At 74.9% G+C, this 20,787-nt stretch carries 22 protein-coding genes; 14 read left to right on the plus strand and 8 right to left on the minus strand.

Annotated features, from left to right (window positions below; genetic code table 11):
- Positions 1-52 precede the first annotated feature (52 nt).
- Complete coding sequence (locus tag ABZY91_RS25945; RefSeq protein ID WP_355405444.1) at positions 53-1,024, minus strand: endonuclease/exonuclease/phosphatase family protein; 972 nt, start codon at positions 1,022-1,024, stop codon at positions 53-55.
- 211 nt (positions 1,025-1,235) lie between these two features.
- On the opposite strand from ABZY91_RS25945, the gene ABZY91_RS25950 reads away from it, so the two are divergent.
- Entirely contained in the window at positions 1,236-1,709 is a 474-nt protein-coding gene (locus ABZY91_RS25950) for a DUF3093 family protein (protein ID WP_329949454.1), read from the plus strand.
- Positions 1,710-1,819: 110 nt separating this feature from the next.
- Here the strand turns inward: ABZY91_RS25950 and ABZY91_RS25955 are convergent, their stop codons facing one another.
- Positions 1,820-2,497: a MerR family transcriptional regulator gene (locus tag ABZY91_RS25955; RefSeq protein WP_355405445.1), complete on the minus strand. Its 678-nt coding sequence runs from the start codon at positions 2,495-2,497 to the stop codon at positions 1,820-1,822.
- Positions 2,498-2,595: 98 nt separating this feature from the next.
- Between ABZY91_RS25955 and ABZY91_RS25960 the strand changes: the two genes are divergently transcribed.
- A complete protein-coding gene (locus ABZY91_RS25960) occupies positions 2,596-3,108 on the plus strand; it encodes a DUF4188 domain-containing protein (protein WP_355405446.1) in 513 nt (170 codons plus the stop codon).
- Positions 3,109-3,196: 88 nt separating this feature from the next.
- Positions 3,197-4,027, plus strand: a complete 831-nt coding sequence (locus ABZY91_RS25965; protein ID WP_355405447.1) for an inositol monophosphatase family protein — start codon at positions 3,197-3,199, stop codon at positions 4,025-4,027.
- Positions 4,028-4,048: 21 nt separating this feature from the next.
- On the opposite strand, the gene ABZY91_RS25970 is transcribed toward ABZY91_RS25965, so the two are convergent.
- Both ABZY91_RS25970 and ABZY91_RS25975 read right to left on the minus strand, forming a co-directional pair.
- Entirely contained in the window at positions 4,049-4,603 is a 555-nt protein-coding gene (locus ABZY91_RS25970) for a TetR/AcrR family transcriptional regulator (protein ID WP_355405448.1), read from the minus strand.
- Positions 4,600-4,962, minus strand: a complete 363-nt coding sequence (locus tag ABZY91_RS25975) for a DUF1304 domain-containing protein (protein ID WP_329885084.1) — start codon at positions 4,960-4,962, stop codon at positions 4,600-4,602. The genes ABZY91_RS25970 and ABZY91_RS25975 overlap by 4 nt, the downstream gene beginning before the upstream one ends.
- Positions 4,963-5,368: 406 nt before the next feature.
- Here ABZY91_RS25975 and ABZY91_RS25980 point away from each other — a divergent pair, with 406 nt between their 5' ends.
- Positions 5,369-6,610, plus strand: a complete 1,242-nt coding sequence (locus ABZY91_RS25980; RefSeq protein WP_355405449.1) for a 3-deoxy-7-phosphoheptulonate synthase class II — start codon at positions 5,369-5,371, stop codon at positions 6,608-6,610.
- Positions 6,611-6,783: 173 nt separating this feature from the next.
- On the opposite strand, the gene ABZY91_RS25985 is transcribed toward ABZY91_RS25980, so the two are convergent.
- Positions 6,784-7,911 (minus strand): beta-ketoacyl-ACP synthase 3, encoded by a 1,128-nt coding sequence (locus ABZY91_RS25985; RefSeq protein WP_355405450.1) that lies wholly within the window; start codon positions 7,909-7,911, stop codon positions 6,784-6,786.
- A gap of 168 nt (positions 7,912-8,079) precedes the next feature.
- Here ABZY91_RS25985 and ABZY91_RS25990 point away from each other — a divergent pair, with 168 nt between their 5' ends.
- The 7 genes from ABZY91_RS25990 (at position 8,080) to ABZY91_RS26020 (ending at position 14,264) form a co-directional block, all read left to right on the plus strand.
- On the plus strand, positions 8,080-8,337 hold the full coding sequence (locus ABZY91_RS25990; protein ID WP_329885087.1) for an acyl carrier protein: 258 nt from the start codon (positions 8,080-8,082) through the stop codon (positions 8,335-8,337).
- 75 nt (positions 8,338-8,412) lie between these two features.
- Complete coding sequence (locus tag ABZY91_RS25995) at positions 8,413-9,675, plus strand: beta-ketoacyl-[acyl-carrier-protein] synthase family protein (RefSeq protein ID WP_329885088.1); 1,263 nt, start codon at positions 8,413-8,415, stop codon at positions 9,673-9,675.
- Positions 9,672-11,048 (plus strand): ketosynthase chain-length factor, encoded by a 1,377-nt coding sequence (locus ABZY91_RS26000; protein ID WP_355405451.1) that lies wholly within the window; start codon positions 9,672-9,674, stop codon positions 11,046-11,048. The genes ABZY91_RS25995 and ABZY91_RS26000 overlap by 4 nt, the downstream gene beginning before the upstream one ends.
- The gene (locus ABZY91_RS26005; RefSeq protein WP_355405452.1) at positions 11,045-11,302 is read left to right on the plus strand and encodes an acyl carrier protein; all 258 of its coding nucleotides are present in this window, start codon (positions 11,045-11,047) and stop codon (positions 11,300-11,302) included. Before ABZY91_RS26000 ends, ABZY91_RS26005 begins: the two co-directional genes overlap by 4 nt.
- Positions 11,303-11,414: 112 nt before the next feature.
- The gene (locus ABZY91_RS26010; RefSeq protein WP_329885091.1) at positions 11,415-12,203 is read left to right on the plus strand and encodes an SDR family NAD(P)-dependent oxidoreductase; all 789 of its coding nucleotides are present in this window, start codon (positions 11,415-11,417) and stop codon (positions 12,201-12,203) included.
- 94 nt (positions 12,204-12,297) lie between these two features.
- On the plus strand, positions 12,298-13,326 hold the full coding sequence (locus tag ABZY91_RS26015; protein ID WP_355405453.1) for an aromatase/cyclase: 1,029 nt from the start codon (positions 12,298-12,300) through the stop codon (positions 13,324-13,326).
- On the plus strand, positions 13,323-14,264 hold the full coding sequence (locus tag ABZY91_RS26020; protein WP_355405454.1) for an MBL fold metallo-hydrolase: 942 nt from the start codon (positions 13,323-13,325) through the stop codon (positions 14,262-14,264). The genes ABZY91_RS26015 and ABZY91_RS26020 overlap by 4 nt, the downstream gene beginning before the upstream one ends.
- Positions 14,265-14,352: 88 nt before the next feature.
- Here the strand turns inward: ABZY91_RS26020 and ABZY91_RS26025 are convergent, their stop codons facing one another.
- On the minus strand, positions 14,353-15,060 hold the full coding sequence (locus ABZY91_RS26025) for an NTP transferase domain-containing protein (RefSeq protein WP_355405455.1): 708 nt from the start codon (positions 15,058-15,060) through the stop codon (positions 14,353-14,355).
- 101 nt (positions 15,061-15,161) lie between these two features.
- Positions 15,162-16,181, minus strand: coding sequence for an acyltransferase domain-containing protein (locus ABZY91_RS26030; protein WP_355405456.1), 1,020 nt, complete (start codon positions 16,179-16,181; stop codon positions 15,162-15,164).
- 160 nt (positions 16,182-16,341) lie between these two features.
- On the opposite strand from ABZY91_RS26030, the gene ABZY91_RS26035 reads away from it, so the two are divergent.
- From ABZY91_RS26035 to ABZY91_RS26045, 3 genes are read left to right on the plus strand one after another with little or no spacing between them, the layout of a single operon-like run.
- Entirely contained in the window at positions 16,342-17,403 is a 1,062-nt protein-coding gene (locus ABZY91_RS26035) for a DUF6081 family protein (protein ID WP_355405457.1), read from the plus strand.
- A gap of 39 nt (positions 17,404-17,442) precedes the next feature.
- A complete protein-coding gene (locus ABZY91_RS26040; RefSeq protein WP_355405458.1) occupies positions 17,443-18,330 on the plus strand; it encodes a nitroreductase/quinone reductase family protein in 888 nt (295 codons plus the stop codon).
- Positions 18,331-18,377: 47 nt separating this feature from the next.
- The gene (locus ABZY91_RS26045; protein ID WP_355405459.1) at positions 18,378-19,445 is read left to right on the plus strand and encodes an aldo/keto reductase; all 1,068 of its coding nucleotides are present in this window, start codon (positions 18,378-18,380) and stop codon (positions 19,443-19,445) included.
- A gap of 170 nt (positions 19,446-19,615) precedes the next feature.
- Here ABZY91_RS26045 and ABZY91_RS26050 read toward each other — a convergent pair whose 3' ends face one another.
- Positions 19,616-20,686 carry a DUF6081 family protein gene (locus tag ABZY91_RS26050; RefSeq protein WP_355405460.1) on the minus strand — a complete coding sequence of 357 codons (1,071 nt, stop codon included), beginning with the start codon at positions 20,684-20,686 and terminating at the stop codon, positions 19,616-19,618.
- Positions 20,687-20,787 lie beyond the last annotated feature (101 nt).

The following is a 20,787-nucleotide window of genomic DNA, read 5'->3' on the forward strand; positions in this document are numbered from 1 at the left end:
GTGCCCGTCCGGCGCCCGTCCGCCGCCTGACGGCGCCCGCCGCCCGGCCGGGTCAGGGGAAGGCGAGCCGGGCGAGGACGGGAGCGTGGTCGGAGGGGCCGGCGTGCGGGGCGGTGGGCTGGGCACCGTTCACATCGGGCAGGCTCCCCGCCCCCGTCGAGACGGCTGTCACCCGTTCGAGCAGCGCGTGGCTGACCAGGATGTGGTCGATGAGTTCGCGCTGCCCCTCGAAGACCCGGGAGAAGCCGCCGGCGGCGAGGATGCGCGGGGCGAGGTTCCAGAGGCGGCCGCCGTCGCGGAGGTCCGGCCTGTCGAAGCCGCCGGTGCCGATCTGGGAGCCGGGCGGTCCGTACAGGATCTGCGTGGTGGCGGCCTGCCACTCGTCGTTGAGGTCGCCCAGGACGACGACGTCGCGGGTGCGGCCCTCGTCGGCCAGCAGACGGTCGGCCAGTTCGCGCACCGCGGCGGCCTCGGCGCCGCGCCGGAACAGGGCGTAGGCGGCGTAGCGGGCCCGTTCGCCCTCGTCCTCGGTGCTGTGCCGGTTGCCCGGGAAGGTGAGGAGCTTCGACTTCAGGTGGCAGACCGCGAGGTGGAGGGTGTGGCCGGGGCTCGGTTCGACGGAGACGGCCAGCGCGCCGCGCCCCATCGTGTGGATCGGCTCGCCGAAGTCCTCGACCTGGATCGGCCGCAGGCGCTGGGGGAACGCCGTCCGGTCCTCGACGCGGGTGAGCGGGTGGCGGCTGAGGAAGCCGACCCGGATGCCGCGCTCGTCGGGGTGGTCGGACAGCTCGGTGTGCCAGTCGCCGTCGAGGCGCGCGACCAGGTCGTCGAGTTCGGCCGGGCCGCCGACCTCCTGGACCCCGAGGACGTCCGGGGCGATGCGGTCGACGACCTCGGCCAGGGCCCCGAGCTTGGCGTCGTAGACGTCCTGGTTCTTGGCCGCGCACCGGTGCGAGGGCGGCGCACCGTCCTCCCGGGGCCGGCAGAGGTTCTCCAGGTTCCACGTGCCGATGACCACGTCCATGTGCACTCCTGTCGCCGTGTCGGTGGGCGCCCGTGTCCCGGGGCCCAGTGTCCCGGCCGGCGGGGGACGGCGGACCGGGAGGACGGGGGCGGTGCGCGGATGTTCACCCGCCTGGTCGCCCGCCGGGCCGCGCGGCGTGTGGCGAGGTGCCCGCGCTCCCACCGGTGACCCACCTGCGGGGGGCGTGTGAGGCCGTGACAGCATCCCGGGTGTGGTGATCTACGACGAACGTCTCTCCGTCCCGAGGCGCTGGTGGCTGGCCGTCCTGGTGGCGGCCGGCGCTCTCACGGCCGCCCTGCTGCCACTCGGTCCGACGGCCGCGGCGGCGGCCGGCGCCCTGTTGCTGACCGCGGCGGTCCCGGCGCTGCGCTGGTACGGCGCGGTCAGGATCCGGATCTGTGACGGTGTCCTGGTGGCCGGCCCGATCGTGCTGCGCGGTGAGCACACCGGCGCGGTCGAGATCCTCGACGAGGCCGCCGCCTTCGCCTGGCGCACCCGCCTCGCCGGCCCCCGGGCGCGTCTGCTCATCCGCACCTACCTGCCCCGTGCCGTGCGCGTCGAGGTCGCGGAGCCGTCCCTGCTCTGCCCGTACGTCTACCTCTCGACCCGCCGCCCGACCGCCCTCGCGGCGGCCCTCGCCGAGGCGCGCGACCGGTACGCCGCCCCGGCCGCGACGCGCGGCTGACCGCCCCTGCGGGCGGTTCGGCGCAGGCGGACAGGTGGGCGGACCGGCCCACCCCGCCCACCTCGGCGGCGACGACGACGGCTCCGGCGTAGCGGCGGACCCCGCGGGTCTCAGCCGACGTTCGGCGCGCCCGCTCCGGCGGGGTGCCCGGCGGTCCCGGACGACCCGAACCTGGTCGCCGAGACCTCGGCGTGCCCGATCCGCCGCAGTGCGAGGAGGATCGGCTCGTTGAGCACGGTGAGAGCCACCATCGCCTCCAGCTGCTCCTCGTCGGGATATCCGGCCAGGACGTCCACCTCGTACTCGGTCAGGGGGGCGACGGCGGCCGCGTAGGGACGCAGGCGGGTGATGTCGCAGGGGTGGCCGAGCCGTTCGAGCGCGGTGACGGCGTCGACCAGGTTCCAGTAGAGCGGCTGGTCCACGCACTCGCCCCAGCCCGTCTCGGCCAGCAGTTCGTCGACGGCCGCGCGCGCCGCCGTGCCGGGTTCGGGCCTTTCCTCCGCGTCGGGGCGACCGCTGAAGAGGGCCTCCTGGGCGGCGCCGAACCGCTGGTGCTGGTCGAGCGTGTCGTCCTCGGCGGCCCGGATCACCTCCTTGGTCGCGGCGATGCTCATGCCGCCGACCTGGACGAGCGCGCGGACCAGCCGGAGCCGGCGCAGGTGCGCCTCGGTGTACTCGGAGCGGGAGGCGGTGACGCGGTCGCCGGCGGGCAGCAGGCCCTCGCGCAGGTAGTACTTGATCGTCGCGGTCGGCACGCCGCTGCGGGTACTGAGGTCGGACAGCCGCATGGCGGGCTTTCCTTTCGGATCGACTGGACACCCCAAGGGGATAGTGTCACTATCTTAATAGGGATAGCGACACTATCCATTGACCTCAGGGGTGAGTCATGGCACCAACTACCCTTTCACGCGGGCGAACCACCGATGCCCACGAAGGCGTCGTCGTCGTCTTCCTCATCGGTATGCGGATCAACCGGTGGCGCGCCGTGCGCCAGTGGTGGCCCACCTTCAAAGCCATGCCGGCCATGCTGCGGGAGCTGGCGAAGGACCCGGACTCCGGCATGGCGGGCTTCCGGGTCGTGGTCGGGGGCGGACTGCGCGAGATCACCCTGATCCAGTACTGGCGGGACGCGGACCGGCTGCTGGCCTACGCGTCGGCGGCGGACCGCCACCACCGGCCCGCCTGGCAGGCGTTCAACCGCCGCGCCCGCTCCGCGTCGGCGGCGGACAGGGCGCCGGCGGTGGGGATCTGGCACGAGACCTTCCAGGTGCCCGCCGGCGGGCACGAGTCCGTCTACGTCGGCATGCCGTCCTTCGGTCTCGGCCAGGCGTTCGGTACGCAGCCGGTGGGGAAGCGCGGCGACACCGCGGCGCAGCGGCTCGCCGGCCGGCAGGGCTGACCGCGACGGCGCGGGCGGCGCGGCCTGCGCGGACAGTACGGCCGGCTCGGCAGGCCGGGACTCCCCGGGGGTGTGGTCTGATGGTGCGATGATCGACGAAGCTTTCGCCGCAGAGTGCCTGACGCCCGTCGCGGAGGTGGTCCGGCAGGCGGCCTCCGCCGAGATCATGCCGCACTTCCGGTCGCTCGCCGCCGACCAGGTGGCCGAGAAGAAGGGCCCGCACGACCTGGTGACGATCGCCGACCGGCGTGCCGAGGCCTACCTGTCCGCGGCGCTGACGGCGCTGCTCCCGGGCTCGGTGGTGGTGGGGGAGGAGGGCGTCGACGCGGATCCCTCCCGCTACGGCGCCCTGGGCGGCGACCTTCCGGTCTGGATCGTCGACCCGATCGACGGGACCCGCACCTTCGTCCGCGGCGAGGAGGGGTTCTGCACCCTGGTCGCCCTCGCCCACCGCGGCGAGCTGCTGGCCTCCTGGACGTACGCGCCGGCGCGTGACGAGATGGCGACGGCGCTCCGGGGCGGCGGGGCCCGGCTCGACGGCGTCCCGCTGTTCGCCGGCTCCCCGGGGCCCGGCGCTCCGCTGGAGATCGCCTCCTCGCACCCGGACTACACCACGCCCGACCAGCGGCGTGCGCTGCTCGGTCTGCGCACCGACGGGGTGACCACCCGGCCGTGCGCGGGGTCGGCCGGCCTCGAATACCTCGCCATCGCCCGCGGCGCCCTCGATGCCGTCGCCTTCTGCTGGGAGAACGCCTGGGACCACGCGGCCGGCCTCCTCCTGGTCACCGAGGCCGGCGGCGCCCACACCACCCGGGGTGGCGTGCCCTTCCGTCTCGCCGGGGGGAACACCCTCCCGCTCACCGCCGCCCGGGACCCCGAGACCCTGGAGCGCGTACGCCGCCTCCTCGCGGGCGAGTGATCCCGGGCCGGGCCCGCGGCTTCACTCGAACGGGGTGCGGTGCAGGGAGATCAGCAGGCGCCAGCTCCGGGCGGCGAGCTCCTCGGAGGTGGCCGGGACGAGGGCGTGCAGCCAGTCCGCCAGCAGTGCGGTGAAGGTCGCGGCGACGGCGGTCGCGACGAGGTCGGGGTGTGGCGCACCGGCCAGGGCCCGCTCGGTGCGGCTGCGTTCGCGCAGCTCGCGGTGGAGGACCTCGCCGAGCGGTCCGGTGCCGCCGGGCAGCAGCAGCGAGCGGTGGACCGCCGCGTGCTCCGCCACCTCGGCGAGGAACGCGGCGAGCGCCGGGGGCGGGGCGGCCGGGTCGGGGACGCCGCGCCAGGCGTGCAGGGCGTCGACGCCCTCGCGCGCGACCTGCGCGCAGGCGTCCACGGCGAGGGCCCGGAGGTCCTCGTAGTGCAGGTAGAAGGTGGCGCGTCCGACGGCCGCGCGCCGGACCACGGCGGCCACGCTGACCTCGCCGAGCGGGCGTTCGGCGCACTCGGCGAGCAGCGCGGCGCGGAGTTTGGCCCGGGTGCGGTCGGCCCGTGCGTCGCTCACCGGGCGACCAGGACGGCGGCGAGCGCGAGGGCGCCGGGCAGGGCCTGGGCGAAGAGGATCCGGCGGTTGGCGGTCGCCGCGCCGTACAGGCCGGCCACCACGACGCAGGACAGGAAGAAGACCTGGGCGCCGAAGCCGGTGGGGTCGTCCGCGAGCAGCCCCCAGACCAGGCCGGCGGCCAGGAAGCCGTTGTAGAGGCCCTGGTTGGCGGCCAGCGGGGCGGTGGCCTTCGCCGTCGTGGCGTCGAAGCCGGAGAGGCCGCGCCCCGGCGCGCGCTCCCAGAGGAACATCTCCAGCACCAGGATGTAGCCGTGCAGGGCGGCCACCAGGCCCACCAGCGTGTTCGCGACGATACCCATGACGAGGCTCCGTTCTGGACGAGTGTCCAGTAATCATAGACAGGTGTCCAGAACTGAGCCACCGGCCGGCTGCGGGTGGAGCGGAGCGGAAGGGTCGACGCCCGCCTCCGCGAACTCCAACTCTCCCCGGGTCCGAACGGCGTGACGCCGCCTCTGGAGTCGGCGGAGCCTCAGGGGGGTGTCATCGGCCGGCGGGGGTGAGGGTGTCGGGACCGCTCGGGTTAGGTTAACCTAACCTAACTATCGCTTCGGCTGAAGCTCCTCCCCGACGTTCCGCACCACCTCCCCGCAGTACCACCTCCCCGCAGCGCCATCGCGCCGCCGCGCCCGGGCGCTCAGGCCCGGACGCGGCGCCGATCCCCCCGGAAGCCGGGCCGTCGAGCCCATCCACCAGTCAGGACACCGCGTGCGCCCCGACCTCGAAGTCCCCCTGCCCGTACCGGACGACGCCTGGCGGACCAGGCCGGCGGCCCAGCAGCCGGACTGGCCCAGCGTTTCCGAACTGCGGGACGCCGTGCGTCGGCTGGAGTCCCTGCCCGTCCTCGTCCCGGCCGAGGAGTGCGAGCGCCTCCGTCTGCGCATGGCCGACGTGGCACGCGGCCGGTCCTTCCTGCTCCAGGGCGGGGACTGCGCGGAGACCTTCGACATGATCACCCCCGAAGGTGTGGGTGCCACCCGTGGCACGCTGCGCAGCATGGCGGCCACCCTGTCGGACGCCCTGGCCATGCCGGTGGTCACCATGGGGCGGACCGCCGGCCAGTACGCCAAGCCCCGTTCCCGGAACACGGAGACCCGTGGCGGTGTGACGTTGCCGGTCTACCGGGGTGATGCCGTCAACGGGACCGAGTTCACCCCCGAGGCGCGGACGCCCGACCCAGGCCGCCTCCTCCGGAGCCGTCACGTCGCTGCGGTGACCATCGGGTATCTCCGCGAACTCGCGGACGAGGGAGACGAGTTCTTCGTTTCCCATGAAGGTCTTCTCCTGGACTACGAGGCCGCGCTGACCAGGACCGACCCGCGCACCGGGCGTCGCTGGGCCGGCTCCGGTCACCTGCTGTGGATCGGCGAGCGGACCCGCGACCTGGACGGCGCGCACGTCGAGTACTTCAGCACCGTCGACAACCCGATCGCCGTGAAGCTCGGCCCGACCGCGGACGCGGACACCGTGCTGCGGCTGGCCGACCGCCTCGACCCCGAGCGGGAGCCCGGGCGGCTCACCTTCATCAGCCGGATGGGTTCCCGGGCCGTGCGGCACGTCCTGCCCGAGCTCGTCTCCCGGGTGGCGGCCGAGGGCTTCCCCACGGCGTGGGTGTGCGACCCGATGCACGGCAACACCGTCACCGCGCCCTCCGGACACAAGACCCGGTACTTCAACACGGTCATGGACGAGATCAGGGGCTTCTTCGAAGTGCACCGCACACTGGACACGGTGGCCGGGGGCCTGCACCTGGAGATGACCGGCCGGGACGTCACCGAGTGCGTCGGCGGAACCGGCGGAGTTTCCGCCGACGACCTCGCCGACCGGTACGAGTCGGCCTGCGACCCGCGCTTCAACCGCGCCCAGTCCCTGGAGGTGGCCGCCCGGGTCGCCGAGCTGGCCTCCAAGTCGCCCGGTCCGCTCCGGGTCTCGCCGACGATCTACTTCTGACACCGCGGCAGGCCGCACCGCGCGGACGCCGAAGCGCCGGCACCCTCTCCCGGGCCCGGCGTTTCGGCGGGTGCGGAGCCGTCGGACCGGTCCCCGCCGGCGTGCTCCACCGGGTCGGCCGAGCCGAACCCCGGCGCCCTCCCGGGCCGACGGCGAGGGCCGGGCGGCGGGCGTCACGGCAGCAGGACCACCTGGCCCGCGTAGTTGAGGCCGGCGCCGAAGCCGACCAGGAGCGCGGTGTCGCCCGGACCGGCCTCCCCGGCCTCCAGCAGCGCCTCCAGGGCCAGCGGCACCGAGGCGGAGGACGTGTTCCCGGTGCGGGCCACGTCGTGCGAGACCACCGTCCGCGGGCCCAGCTCCAGCCGTTCGGCCATCAGGTCGATCATCCGCGCGTTGGACTGGTGCGGCACGAACACGTCCAGGTCCCCGGGCGCGACCCCCGCGCCGTCCAGCGCCCGGCGCGCGCCCGGGCAGACCTCCTCCATCGCCCACCGGAACACCCGGCGGCCGTCCATCCGCAGCCAGGGCCGCTCGGTCGTGCCCGGTGATCCCGCGTAGGCGTCCCACCCGTGCGACATCCGCAGCGAGTCGAAGTACCGGCCGTTGGCGGCGCGGGCCACCGGTCCGATCCCGGGCCGGTCGGCCGGGCCGACCACCGCCGCGCCCGCGCCGTCGGCGAACAGGAAGGCCATCGAGTCGTCCGTCGGGTTCACGATGTCGGTCATCCGCTCGGCGCCGACCACCAGGACGTGACCGGCGCTGCCGGCGCCGATCGAGTCGGCGGCCAGCGCGAGGGCGTGGCAGAAGCCCGCACAGGCGGCCGAGAGGTCGATCCCCGTGGCGCCGTGCGCGCCCAGCTCGTGCGCGATCCGGACGGCCGTCGGCGGGGTCATCAGCATGTTGGAGGTGCTCGCCAGCAGCACCAGGTCGATGTCGGCGGGCCGGACCCCGGCGCGGGCCAGGGCCTTGTCGGCAGCCGCCGCGCCCATCACGGCCAGGGTCTCCGCCGGCCCGGCGAACCGGCGCTCCACGATGCCGCTGCGGCCGGTGATCCACTCCTCCGGGTGCCCGATCAGCCGGCCCAGTTCGGCGTTGCCGACCACCCGGGCGGGCCGGTACCCGCCGACCCCGAGCAGCCGGCTGTGACCGACGGGGGCCGCCCGCAACCCGTCCGTCCGCGCCCCGTCCGCCTCCGGCCCGTCCGCCTCCGCCCGGTTCGCCCAGGCCCCGTCCGCCTCCGGCCGGTCCGGGCGCGGACGCTCCGGTCGCACCGCGTTCTGCACCGCACTCTGCTCGGCCATCGTCGACTCCCCTTCGGGCCGCTCGGGTCAGCACTCCGGGGACAGCGTCCGGGGCCTGCCTGGAACCCGGCCGGAGCCAGCCGCGCCGTCGGCTGTCCAGCGCCGCTCGACCGCGTCCCCAGCCGGGTTGCCGACGGTGGCGATGTTCACCGAACGGAAGGAAACCCCATGGCTGGCTTCACGCTCACCGACTTCCAGCAGATCGTGGCGAAGTGCTTCGAGGGCACCGACGGCGGCGAGCTCGACGCGGCCTCGGTCGACAGCGAGTTCGGCGACCTCGGCTACGACTCCATCGTGGTCTACGAGATCGCCGTCCGGATCCAGGACGACTACGGCGTCGCCATCCCGGACGAGGACCTCGACGACCTCAAGACGCCCGCCGACTTCATCGCGTACATCGGTGCCCGCATCCCCGCCGCGAGCTGACGGAGCGACCGGAGGGCAGCCGCGGGGACGGCTGCCGACGGCAGAGGACGGAAGAGGAAAAGAGGAGAACCGACTATGAACCGTAGCGTCGCCATCACCGGCATCGGTGTGGTCGCGCCCGGCGGGATCGGCCGGAAGGCGTTCTGGGACCTGCTCGTCTCCGGGCGCACCGCCACCCGGACCATCTCGCTGTTCGACCCCGGCCGCTTCCGCTCGCGGGTGGCGGCCGAGGTGGACTTCGACCCGGCGCTGTACGGCCTGACCCCCCGGGAGGTCCGCCGGCTCGACCGGGCGGCCCAGTTCGCCGTGGTCAGCGCCCGCGAGTGCATCACCGACAGCGGACTCGAGTTCGCCGCGCTGGACCCGCACCGGGTCGGGGTCAGCGTCGGCAGCGCCGTCGGGGGCACCACCACCCTGGAACAGGAGTACCTCGTCCTCAGCGACAGCGGCCGGCAGTGGGAGGTCGACGGCGACTACGTGTCACCGCACCTGTACGACGCCTTCGTGCCCAGCTCGCTGGCGGCCGAGGTGGCCTGGACGGCAGGCGCCGAGGGCCCTGCCGCCGTGGTCTCCACGGGGTGCACCTCGGGTCTTGACTCCATCGGCTACGCCCGCGACCTGATCGCGGAGGGCAGCGCCGACGTCATGCTGGCCGGCGCGGCCGACACCCCGATCTCACCGATCGCCGTCGCCTGCTTCGACGCCGTCCGCGCCACCTCGGTGCGCAACGACGACCCGGCCCACGCCTCGCGCCCCTTCGACCGCGGCCGCGACGGGTTCGTGATCGCCGAGGGCGCCGCGATGTTCGTCCTGGAGGAGCTGGAGCACGCCCGGGCCCGGGGCGCGCACGTCTACGGGCTGGTCTCGGGGTACGCCACGCGCTGCAACGCCTACCACATGACCGGGTTGAAGAAGGACGGCCGCGAGATGGCCGAGGCCGTCAGGCACGCCCTGGCCGAGGCACGGCGGGCACCCGACGCGGTCGACTACGTCAACGCCCACGGCTCCGGCACGAAGCAGAACGACCGGCACGAGACGATGGCCTTCAAGCAGGCACTCGGCGACCACGCCTACCGGGTGCCGGTCAGCTCCATCAAGTCGATGGTCGGTCACTCGCTCGGGGCGATCGGATCGATCGAGATCGCCGCCTGCGCACTGGCCATGGAGCACGGGGCCGTCCCGCCCACCGCCAACCTGCACGAGCGCGACCCGGAGTGCGACCTCGACTACGTGCCCAACGAGGCGCGGGAGGCCCGGTTGGACACCGTGGTGTCGGTCGGCAGCGGCTTCGGCGGCTTCCAGAGCGCGATGGTCCTGACCCGGGCGGACGCCGCATGAGCGGCGTGGACACCGGAGGCGCCGCCGCCGGGCCCGCCGTCCGCACCGGGCCCGCAGCCGGTGCCGGAGGCGCAGCCGGCACCGGCGCGGACACCGCGGTGGTCACCGGCATCGGCGTGGCCGCGCCCAACGGCCTGGGTACGGAGACCTGGTGGGCGGCGACCCTGCGCGGCGAGAGCGGGATCCGCCCCATCACCCGCTACGACGCCACGAAGTACCCGGTGCGCCTGGCCGGGCTCATCCCGGACTTCGACGCCGCCGCCCACCTGCCGGGCCGCCTGCTGCCGCAGACCGACCGGGTCACCCGGCTGGCGGTCGCCGCCGCCGACTGGGCGCTCGCCGACTCCGGCGCCGACCCGGCCGAGCTGCCCGAGTACGGCATGAGCGTGGTGACCTCCAACGCCACCGGCGGCTTCGAGTTCACCCACCGCGAGGCGCGCAAGCTGTGGACCAAGGGCCCGCAGCACGTCAGCGTCTACGAGTCCTTCGCCTGGTTCTACGCGGCCAACACCGGTCAGATCTCCATCCGCCACGGCATGCGCGGGCCGGGCAGCGTCCTGGTGGCGGACCAGGCCGGCGGGCTCGACGCGCTCGGCCACGCCCGGCGCACCCTGCGCGGGGGGAGTTCGCTGGTGGTGAGCGGCGGGGTGGAGTCCGCGTTCGACCCGTGGGGGCTGGTGGCGCACCTGTCCGGCGGCGGGGTCTCGACGGTCGCCGACCCGACCCGCGCCTACCTGCCGTTCGACACCGGGGCCGCCGGGCACGTGCCCGGCGAGGGCGGCGCCGTGCTGATCGTGGAGAGCGCCGCGGCGGCGGCCGCGCGCGGTGCCCACCAGGTCTACGGCGAGATCGCCGGGTACGCGGCGACCTTCGACCCGGCGCCCGGGTCCGGCCGCCCGCCCGGCCTGGAACGCGCCGCCCGGCTGGCCCTGTCGGACGCCGGCCTGGCGGCCGGGGACATCGACGTGGTCTTCGCCGACGCGGCCGGCGTCCGCGAGCGCGACGACGCCGAGGCGGCGGCGATCGAGGCGCTGTTCGGCCCGTACGGGGTCCCGGTGAGCGTGCCCAAGACGCTCACCGGCCGGCTCACCGGCGGCGGCCCGCCGCTGGACACCGCCGCCGCGCTGCTGTCCGTCCGGGACGGCGTGCTGCCCGCGGCGGCGCACGTCACCCGGCCGGTGCCCGGCCACCGGCTCGACCTGGTGCGGGGCGAACCGCGCCCGCTGCGGGTCCGGGCCGCGCTGGTCCTGGCGCGCGGCCACGGCGGCTTCAACTCCGCCCTGGTGGTGCGCGCCGTGGAGCCGGGCCGCGGGGCCGCCCGGGGCACGACCCGCCCATCCGTCCGCGAGACCGCCCGGGAGGACCGGCCATGAGCCACCTGACCTTCGACGACCTCCGAGAAATCCTCGCCGAGTGCGCGGGCGAGGACGAACAGACCCGGATCGACCCCGAGGCCCTGGACCTCCCGTTCACCGACCTCGGCTACGACTCGCTGGCCCTGCTGGAGACGGCGGCGGTGATCACCCGCCGCTACGGCACCGACCTCGCCGACGACGTGATGGCGGCCGTCGAGACCCCGCGCCAGCTGCTCGACCTGGTGAACAGCGCGATGGCCGAGGCGGCCTGAGCCGCCGCGGCGGACCGGGCCGCCGGGCCGGATCCGAGAGCCCGAGAGCCCGAGAGCCCGAGTGAAGTCAGAAGTCCGAGAGAACCCGAGAGAACCCGAGAGGAGCGCGAGCATGGGAGTGCAGCAACCACCCGGCCCGGCCCTGGTCACCGGGGCGACCCGCGGCATCGGCCGGGCCGTCGCCGAGACGCTCGCCCGGCGCGGTCACCCCGTCTTCCTCGCCGCCCGGGACGCCGAACAGGTGGCCGCCACCGTCAAGGAGCTGCGCGGGCAGGGCCTGACGGCGGACGGCGCCGCCTGCGACGTGCGGTCCCGCGACGAGGTGCGGGGCTGGGTCGCGGCCGCCGTCGAGCGGTACGGCCCGGCGGAGGTGCTGGTGAACAACGCCGGCCGGGGCGGCGGCGGCGTCACCGCCGACCTTCCCGACGAGACCTGGTACGACGTCATCGACACCAACCTCAACAGCGTCTTCCTGGTCACCCGGGAGGTCCTCACCACCGGCCGGATGCGCGAGCGCGAACGCGGCCGGATCATCAGCATCGCCTCGACCGGCGGCAAGCAGGGCGTGCTCTACGGGGCGCCCTACTCGGCGTCCAAGCACGGCGTGGTCGGCTTCACCAAGGCGCTCGGCCTCGAACTCGCCAAGACCGGCATCACCGTCAACGCGGTCTGCCCCGGGTACGTCGAGACGCCGATGGCCGAGGGCGTGCGCCGGGGCTTCGCCGGCCTGTGGAACGTCACCGAGCAGGAGGTGCTGGAACGCTTCCTGGCCAAGATCCCGCTCGGCCGCTACACCGAGCCCGCCGAGGTGGCCGCCTTCGTCGGCTTCCTGGTCACCGACGAGGCGGCCCCGATCACCGCGCAGGCGCTCAACATCTGCGGCGGCCTCGGCACGTACTGACCCGCCCGCCCCGCCCGCCCCGCCGGACGGGCCGCCCGGGCCGACGGGGCGGCCCGCCACGACGGGCCGCCCCACCACGACGACGGAGGGACCCATGACCACGCCACCGACCCGCCGCACCGCCGAGCACACCGCGGACCTCCGGGCACCCGCCGACCGGGCGTTCCGGCTGATCGCCGACGTCACCCGTTGGCCGCTGCTCTTCCCGCCCTGCGTCGCCGCCGACGTGCTGGAGTCCGACCTCGACTCCGAGCGGATCCGCCTCTGGGCCCTGGTCGGCGAGGAGGTGCGCAGCTGGACCTCGCTGCGCACCCTCGACCGCGAGCGGCTGCGGATCGACTTCCGCCAGGAGACGCCGAGCCCGCCGCTCACCTGGATGGGCGGCCACTGGGAGTTCGAGCGCGGCGCGGGCGGCGAGAGCGCCACCCGGCTGGTCCTCGGCCACGAGTGGGTCACCGCCGGCGCGCCCGAGCAGGCCGACCTGATCGCCCGGGCTCTGGACGGCAACAGCGAGCAGGAGATCGGCGCCGTCCGGGCCTGGGCCGAACGACCGGAGCCGCCGGAGGAGTTGGTCTTCTCCTTCGCGGACCGGGTCGAGACGACCGCCCCGCCCGGGGCGGTGTACGACGTCCTGCACCGCGCCGACCTGTGGCCGGACCGGCTGCCCCACGTGGACGCGGTCGAGCTGACCACGGTCCCGGCGACGCCGGTCACCGGCGGCGCGGAGGTCCAGCGGCTGTCGATGGACACCCGGGCCGAGGACGGCTCGGTGCACCGGACCCGTTCGGTGCGGCTCTGCTTCCCGCACGAGCGGATCGTCTACAAGCAGACCGCCCCGCCGGCCGGTCTGCTGGGCCACAGCGGCGAGTGGATCGTCACCCCGCACGGTGCGGGCTCCGCGGTCACCGCCGTGCACCGGGTCGCCCTCGACGCGGACGCGCTGCCCCGGCTGTTCGGCGCGGGTACCGAGCTCGCGGTGGTGCGCGAGCGGGTGCGCGCGGTGCTCGGGGGGAACAGCCTGCGCACGCTGGAGTGGGCGCGTTCGTTCCTGGCCGACGCCGACGCCGACGCCGACGCTGCCGTCGCTGATGCCCGTGTCGCTGCCCGGGAGGTGGCCCGATGACGGAGCTGCTCGCCCCGCACGGTGCGCCGGACGCCGACCGGGTCCGCGTGCGGGAGGTCGCGGACGGGGTCTACGCCTACGTCCAGGAGCCCGGCGGCTGGTGCCTCAACAACGCCGGCGTGGTGCTCGGCGGCGGGGAGAGCCTGCTCGTCGACACGGCGGCGACCGAGCGGCGGGCCCGGCGTCTCCGCGAGGCCGTGAACGGTCTGACCGCGGCCCCGCCGCGGCTGCTGGTGCTCACCCACTTCCACGGCGATCACGTCTTCGGCTCCGCGGTGGCGGCGCCCGAGGCGGCCGTGGTCGCCCACGAGCACGCCCGCCGGGAGATGACCGAGGCCGGCCTCGGCCTCACCGGGCTCTGGCCCGACGTGGACTGGGGCCGGATCGAGGTGCGGCTGCCGCACCTGACGTACCGGGACCGTCTCACCGTGCACGTCGGCGACCGCCCCGTCGAGCTGCTGCACTTCGGGCCTGCCCACACCACCGGGGACACCCTGGTGTGGCTGCCGGAGGACGGCGTGCTGTTCGCCGGGGACGTGGTGCTCAACGGCTGCACGCCGTTCGTCCTGATGGGCTCGGTGCGCGGCACCCTGCGCACGCTGGAGCGGCTGCGCGAGCTGGCGCCCCGGACGGTGGTGCCCGGCCACGGGCCGGTCGCCGGTCCGGAGGTGCTGGACGAGACGGCCGCCTACCTGGACTGGCTGCTGCGGACGGCCGAAGCGGGCCGGGCCGCCGGGCTGAGCCCGCTGGAGACGGCCCGCGACGCCGGTCCCGGCCCGTACCCCGACTGGCTGGACGGCGAACGGGTGGTCGGCAACCTGCACCGCGCCTACGCCGAACTCGACGGCGAACCGGAGGGCGTGGCGCTGGACGTGGTGCGGATCTTCGGCGAGCTGGTGGAGTACAACGGCGGGCGACTGCCGGACTGCTACGCCTGACCCCCCACCGCGGTGCGGCCCCGGTGGGGGAGGTGCCGGTCGGTGACCCCGGTAGGAGCGGCCCCCTCGGGGGCGGACCCTGCCGGGGTCACCGTCGTGCCCGGAGGGCCGGCAGGTCGGGCTCCGTCCGGCTGCGCGACCGGGCGGCCGAGGGGCGTACCCAGGTGTCCAGGACGGCGGCGGAGAACAGGCCCAGTCCGCGGACGCGGGCCCGGGCGAGGTCGGCCGGCGTGTCGACGTCCAGCCGCAGGCCCGGTGCGGCGGCCAGCACCGGCTCCCGGGACTCGGCGGCCCGGCCGAACGACGGGACCAGGTCCGCCGCCCGCAACGCGGTCACGGCCGTGGTGCCCGCGCCGGTGTGGTCGGCGACCCGGGCCCGGCGGTGCCGGCGGGCGGCGGCCAGTGCCTCCGCCAGCTCCTCTGGCCGCAGCGTCGGCAGGTCGGCGGCGAGGACGGCCACCGGGCAGTCCGGGGCGAGCGCGGCGGCCCCGGCCAGGGCCGCCGCGTCCGGCCCGGCGCGCCGCCCCTCCGGGGTGGTCGCGGCGCCGAGCGTCCGGGCCTGCCGGGCGGCCAACGGGTCGTCGGTCACCACCAGGACGAGCCCCACGCCCGGAGTGGCCCGCACCGCACGCAGGGTGTCGAGGTAGAAGGCGTGGGCCAGTTCGGCGTGGTGGCGGCCGCTGTGCAGGGCCAGGCGCTGCTTCGCCGATCCGAAGGGCCGGACGGGCAGGACGACCGACCAGAGCAGATCGTCCTCCCCGGGGCCGCCCCGGGCACGGTAGGGCTCGGCTGTCATACCTCCGAGCGTCCCCGCCCCCTCTGGAGCCCTTCTCCAGCTCGCCTGGAGCACCTCCGGGGCTCCCTCGGGCCTCCCGTCCGGGGCCCGCCCCGGACGGGTCAGACCGGCCGGGCGGCCGGGCGGTGGGGGCCGGCCTCGGCGTCCAGCAGGGCGACGGCGGCGTCGAACGCGGCGCGGTCCGCAGGGGTGCCGGTCCGCCGGTGGTCGGCGAGGAGGGGGACGATCACGCTGGCGCCGGAGCGGACCGCGGGGTGGCGACGGGCGGGGGTGGAGAGGCTGCGGTCGGGCGCGGCGTCGAGGAGCAGCAGACCGGGCCGGGTGCCGGCCCGGTCGAGCAGGGCCGACAGGGCGGGCCACCAGCGGACCGGGAGGGCGAGTTGGTCGGCCCAGAAGCGCGGGTCGAGGGCCTCTCCGGGACGGACCGGGGCGGCGGTGCGGGCGGAGAACACGGTGGTGCGCGGCGGTCGGAGGCCGAGGTCGCCGAGCGCCGTGCCGAACCGTCGTGCCGCGGGAGCCAGGGCGGGGGAGTGGAAGGCGTGGCCGGAGCGCAGCGCGCGGACGGTGAGGCCGGCCGCGCGCAGCAGGTCGGCGGCGGCGTCGAGGGCGGCGGAGGGGCCGGCGAGGACGGTCTGCCGGGGGCCGTTGACCGCCGCGACGGCGATGCCGGGGCCGAGCCGGGGCGGCAGGTCGGTGGGGGCCGCCGCGACCGCGAGCAGGCCGCCCCGGGTACCCGGGTCGAGGTCGCCGGTGCGGGCGTCGACGAGGACGGCCAGCCGGTCGGCGGGGAGGACGTCCGCCAGGGCTGCGGCGGCCAGCTCGCCGATGCTGTGGCCGAGCAGCAGATCGGGCAGGCCGGCGGCGGCCTCGACGGCCCGCCCGAGGGCGTGGCCGACGGCCAGCAGCAGCGGCTGGGCGGCCTCCGCCTCGTCCAGCGCGGGATTGGGCGCGGGGCTCAACCAGTTCTCGCGCAGCCGGTCGCCGCGTGCGCCGAGGGCGGTGAACAGCCGGTCGAGGTGCTCGGTGAAGACCGGCTCGGTGCCGTACAGCCCGGCGGCCATGCGTTCGCGCTGGGCGCCCTGGCCGGGCAGGAGCAGCACGGTGCGGCGGTGTTCGGTCATCGTCGTCTCCCCTGGGTGGTCCGTCGTTCGCGTCGTTCGCGTCGCTCGCGTTGGTCGTTCGTCGTTCGTCCCCGGTCGTGGGGAGCGTGCGGGTGATGCCTTGACCCGGGATGGACCGGGCCTCAAGCCGGACTCCTGGCCGCGCCGGGAGGGTGAGGGCGTGACGGATGTGCTCTTCCACGACGAGTTCCGCGACGGCTTCCCTGACGGCTTCCGGGGCGGTCTTCACGACGGTCTTCACGACGGTCGCCGCGCCGGCTCCGATCCCGGGCCGGACTGGCGGGCGCGCGGCGACGGTGTCGCCACGGTCTCGGCGGACGGCCTGCTGGTGCGCTCCGCCGGGACCGACCCGGTCACCGGCGCGCCGGCCTTCACCGCGACCTGCGACCCGGCCGCACCGGGCGGCGGCCGGGGCGACCACCTGAAGTGGACGGCCCTGGTGCGGCACACCGCAGGCTCGGGACTGCCCGGGTTCGACGTGCCGGACGGGGGCGCACTGACGGTCGGCGCGGTGCTGACGGCCCGCTTTCCGGGCACCGGACGGCACCCGTTCGGGGCGGCGGTGGCCGACCCGGCGTCAGACCTCCGGCTGGCTGCGGCCGGTCTGGTGGCCTTCGACCCGGCGAGCCGGGCGGCCTTCGACTTCCTGCTCACCGATACCCGGGTGTACGCGCTGTACGAGCGCCTGCCGGAACCGGCGGGCTCCGGCGCACCGCGTTCCGCGGCCTTCAGCCAGGCCGTGCCGGTGGCCGTCCGGACGCCGGAGTCGTGGCACCGCTGCGCCGTCCGGGTGGACCGCGGCGGTACCCGGGTGACCTGGCTGCTGGACGGCGCCGAGGTGTTCGCGGTGGACCGGATCGGCCACCGGCCGGCGGGGCGCGAACACCTGCTGCTGGACCACGGGGGCGAGCCGGGGGAGCCGGTCCGGCTCGGGCAGTTGGCGGTCGGGCTGGCGACGATGACGCTGCTGGACGGCGCCGGCCCGGACGGCCGGGGGTTGGTGCGGCTGGACGCCGCGCCGGGGCACTACTACGACGTGCGGTCCGGGGCGCCGGCGCCGCAGGCGTTCGTGGACGAGCGGAGCCGGCCGGAGAGCCGACTCTTCGGCGCCGGTGCGGTGTTGAGGGTGCGTGAGGTGACCGTCCGGGAGGCGCGTGAGGTGCGCGAGGTGCCTGCGGTGCGCGTGCGGACGGGTGTTGACAGCCGTCGGCGACCCCGTTAGCTTACATTTGCTTTCAAAGCAAACGATTGGAGCGCCCTCATGAGCTGGAACGAACGGATCATCAAAGAGTTCCGGGAGAACAACGGGAAGGTGGGGGGCATGTTCGAAGGCGCCCCGATGGTGGTCCTCACCACCGCCGGCCGCCGCACCGGCAAGCCGCACACCAACCCGGCGATCTACCTGCGGGACGGCGACCGGTACCTGGTCTTCGCCTCCAACCTCGGCAACTCGCAGCACCCCGACTGGTACCACAACCTGGTCGCCGCACCCCAGGTCACGATGGAGATCGGCACCGACGAGGGGCGCGTGAAGCCCTTCGCCACCCGCGCGGTCGTCCTGGAGGGGGAGGAGCGCGACCGGCTGTACGAGCTGCAGAGCACCCTCAGCCCGGCCTTCCGCGAGTACCAGGAGAAGACCACCCGGGTGATTCCGGTGGTCGCCCTGCACGCGCTGGACCTCTCCACGGACAGCGACCGCAACCGGATGATCGGGCGTCAGTTGATCATCCACCACGAGGAGTTGAGGGCCGAGCTGGCCGAGGTCCGCGCCGCCGTCGAGAGCGTGCTGAACGGTGGGGAGGAGGCTCGTCCGACTCCCGACCTCACCCGGCAGCTGCACCGCCGCTGCCTCACGTTCTGCTACGGACTCCAGCTGCACCACACCCGCGAGGACGGCTCCTTCACCGCTTTCGAGCAACAGTTCCCGCACCTCGTGCCGGCCATCACCAGGCTGCGCGAGGAGCACGAGGTGGTCGAACGGAAGCTGGCCGACCTCGAAGCGGTGCTGGAGCGCGGCCTCGCGGCCGAGGGCGGCGACGTCGCCGCCCTCAGGACGGAGCTCGACCGGGTGATCGACGGTCTGGAGGCGCACTTCGCCTACGAGGAGGAGCACCTGCTGCCGGCGCTGGACGTGCCCCGTCCATCCTGACCGGGCCCCGGGCAGGCCGGGGCCCCCGAACCACGGAGCGTGCTGACATGCGCTACACGCTGCTCGGCAAGTCGGGCCTGAGGGTCTCCGAACTCGCCCTGGGCACCATGACCTTCGGAACCGACTGGAAACTGCCGCCCGAGGTCCCCGGCCGCCTGCTCGACCAGTTCGCCGACGCCGGCGGCAACCTGCTGGACACCGCCAACGAGTACGGCAACGGCACCGCCGAGTCACTGCTCGGCGAACTCCTCGCCGGCCGCCGCGACCGGTTCGTGCTGAGCACCAAGTACACGATGCAGACCCGGCCCGGAGACCTCAACTCGGCCGGGAACCACCGCAAGAACCTCGTCAACTCCCTGGAGGCCAGCCTCCGCCGGCTGCGCACCGACCACCTCGACCTGCTCTGGGTGCACGCCCGCGACACGCTGACCCCGGTGCCCGAGGTGATGCGCGCCCTGGAGGACGTCGTCCGGGCCGGAAAGGTGCTCTACGTCGGTGTCTCCGACTGGCCCGCGTGGGAGGTCGCCCAGGCCAACACCCTGGCCGAACTGCGCGGCTGGTCCGCCTTCGTCGGCCTCCAGCTGCACTACAACCTCCTCGACCGCACCGCCGAGCGTGAACTGCTGCCGATGGCCCACGCCTTCGACCTCCCGGTGCTCGCGTGGGGGCCGCTGGCCGACGGCCGGCTCACCGGCAAGTACCTGACCGGCGGCACCGGGCGGCTGGACAGCGTCGCCTGGGGCCGGGCCCGCGGCGAGGGCGACGACGTCGTCCGGGAGGTCCTGGCCGTCGCCGAGGCGGTCGGCCGCCCGCCCGCGCAGGTCGCGCTCGCCTGGCTCCGCTCGCGCCCCGGCACGGTGATCCCGCTGGTCGGCGCCACCTCGGAGGAGCAGCTGCGGCAGAACCTGGCGGCCACCGAACTCTCGCTGGACGCCGAGCAGTTGGCCGCACTGGACCGGGTCAGTGCGGTGCCGGCCGGCTTCCCGCACGCGTTCCTGCGGTTCCCCGCCATGGTCCGGCTGATCTACGGCGACCAGTGGGACCAGGTCGACGACCGGCGCACCACCGTCCGCCGGGCCGTCGCCGACGACCTCTACGGTACCGCCGCACGGTAGCGCCCGGGCGGGACCGACGACAGACGGCCGAGGACTCCGGTTAGCCCCGGGGCCCCGGCCGTCCGTCGTCCCCTCGGACCGGGCGGCGGTCCTCCGGGCGGCGGTCCTCCGGCCCTCCGGCACGCGGCCGGCCGACGGAAGGGGCGCAGGCCGGACGGCCAGGACGGGCGTTACCGCACGTACCGCATGTCGAACGAACGCACCTTCAGCGTCACACCCTGACCCCAGAGCCGGTTCTGCTCCAGGCTCCGGTCGTCGAGGAAGGTCTGCGGCGCCGGCGCGCCCTGCGACGGCTTGTAGTAGAAGTTCTCCTCCTTGCCGAGGCGGACCAGCCCGCGCTTGTCCCGGTCACGCACACCGCCGGCGCCGTCCAGCAGGTTCCCGGTGCCGAGGCCGCACTGCACCGAGGTCGCCCGGACCTGCTCCGGGGTGCCGCCGTGGTCCAGCCGCAGGTACTTGCGGTCGAACGCCGGCGTCCCGATCCGGTCGGTGGACAGCACGTTCCTGCCGTTCACCAGCCAGGTGACCCGCCGGCCGCCCTGGTCGAACTTGATCTGGAGGTCGTCCGTCCGGCCCGGGGTGCGCTTGGCCACCGGGACGGAGTAGTGGTACGAGGCGTAGGTGCTGCCGGGGATCGGCAGCCGCTCGTACACCGCGTGGATCTCGCCGTTGGTGACCGTCAGGTTGGCCACCGTGTGGGTGGTGTGGTCCACCGAGATCAGCGTGGCACTGGCCAGCCGGGGATCGGTCTGCGGATCGGACACCGCCCGGCCGAACGGGTGCTGGTCGACGTAGTCCGACCGGACCGACACCTGGCTGGAGCAGACCAGCGCACCGGTGTCCGGGACGGGCACGCCGTTGGCGGAGGACTGCCGGGGCTGCGCCACCCACTTGAGGTGGTCGCCGGTGCCACCGCCGAAACCGGTGGCGTTCTGGTCGGTCGTCGCGGCGAACGCCGGCCGGCCGGTGACCGGGTTGGTCCCGGTCGGCACCACCGTGATGCCGCGCCGGCCGGCGGTGATCACACCGTCGCCCTGCGGCAGCACCGCGCCGGTCGCGGTCTTCGACGAGCCCAACTGCCAGGTCTGCGCCGAGTCGAAGCCGTCGCGGAACTCGTCGTGGAAGAGGACCTGCCCGGGCCTCCCCGCCGCACCGGCGTCCGCGACGGCTGTCCCGCCGGCCCCGGCCACGCCGGCCATCGTCATCGCGACGCCGATCGCCGCCTTCACTTTCCCGTTCATCGCGTCTCCCTGCGCATTCGACAGAGCACCACAGAGCACTTCCGAGCTTCCGAGCACCTCGGGTGGTGCGCCGCACACTCTGGCCGCGCTCCCTCGAATTC

Origin of the sequence: Kitasatospora sp. NPDC002965 (genome assembly GCF_040611255.1) — a bacterium.
GTDB lineage: Bacteria > Actinomycetota > Actinomycetes > Streptomycetales > Streptomycetaceae > Kitasatospora.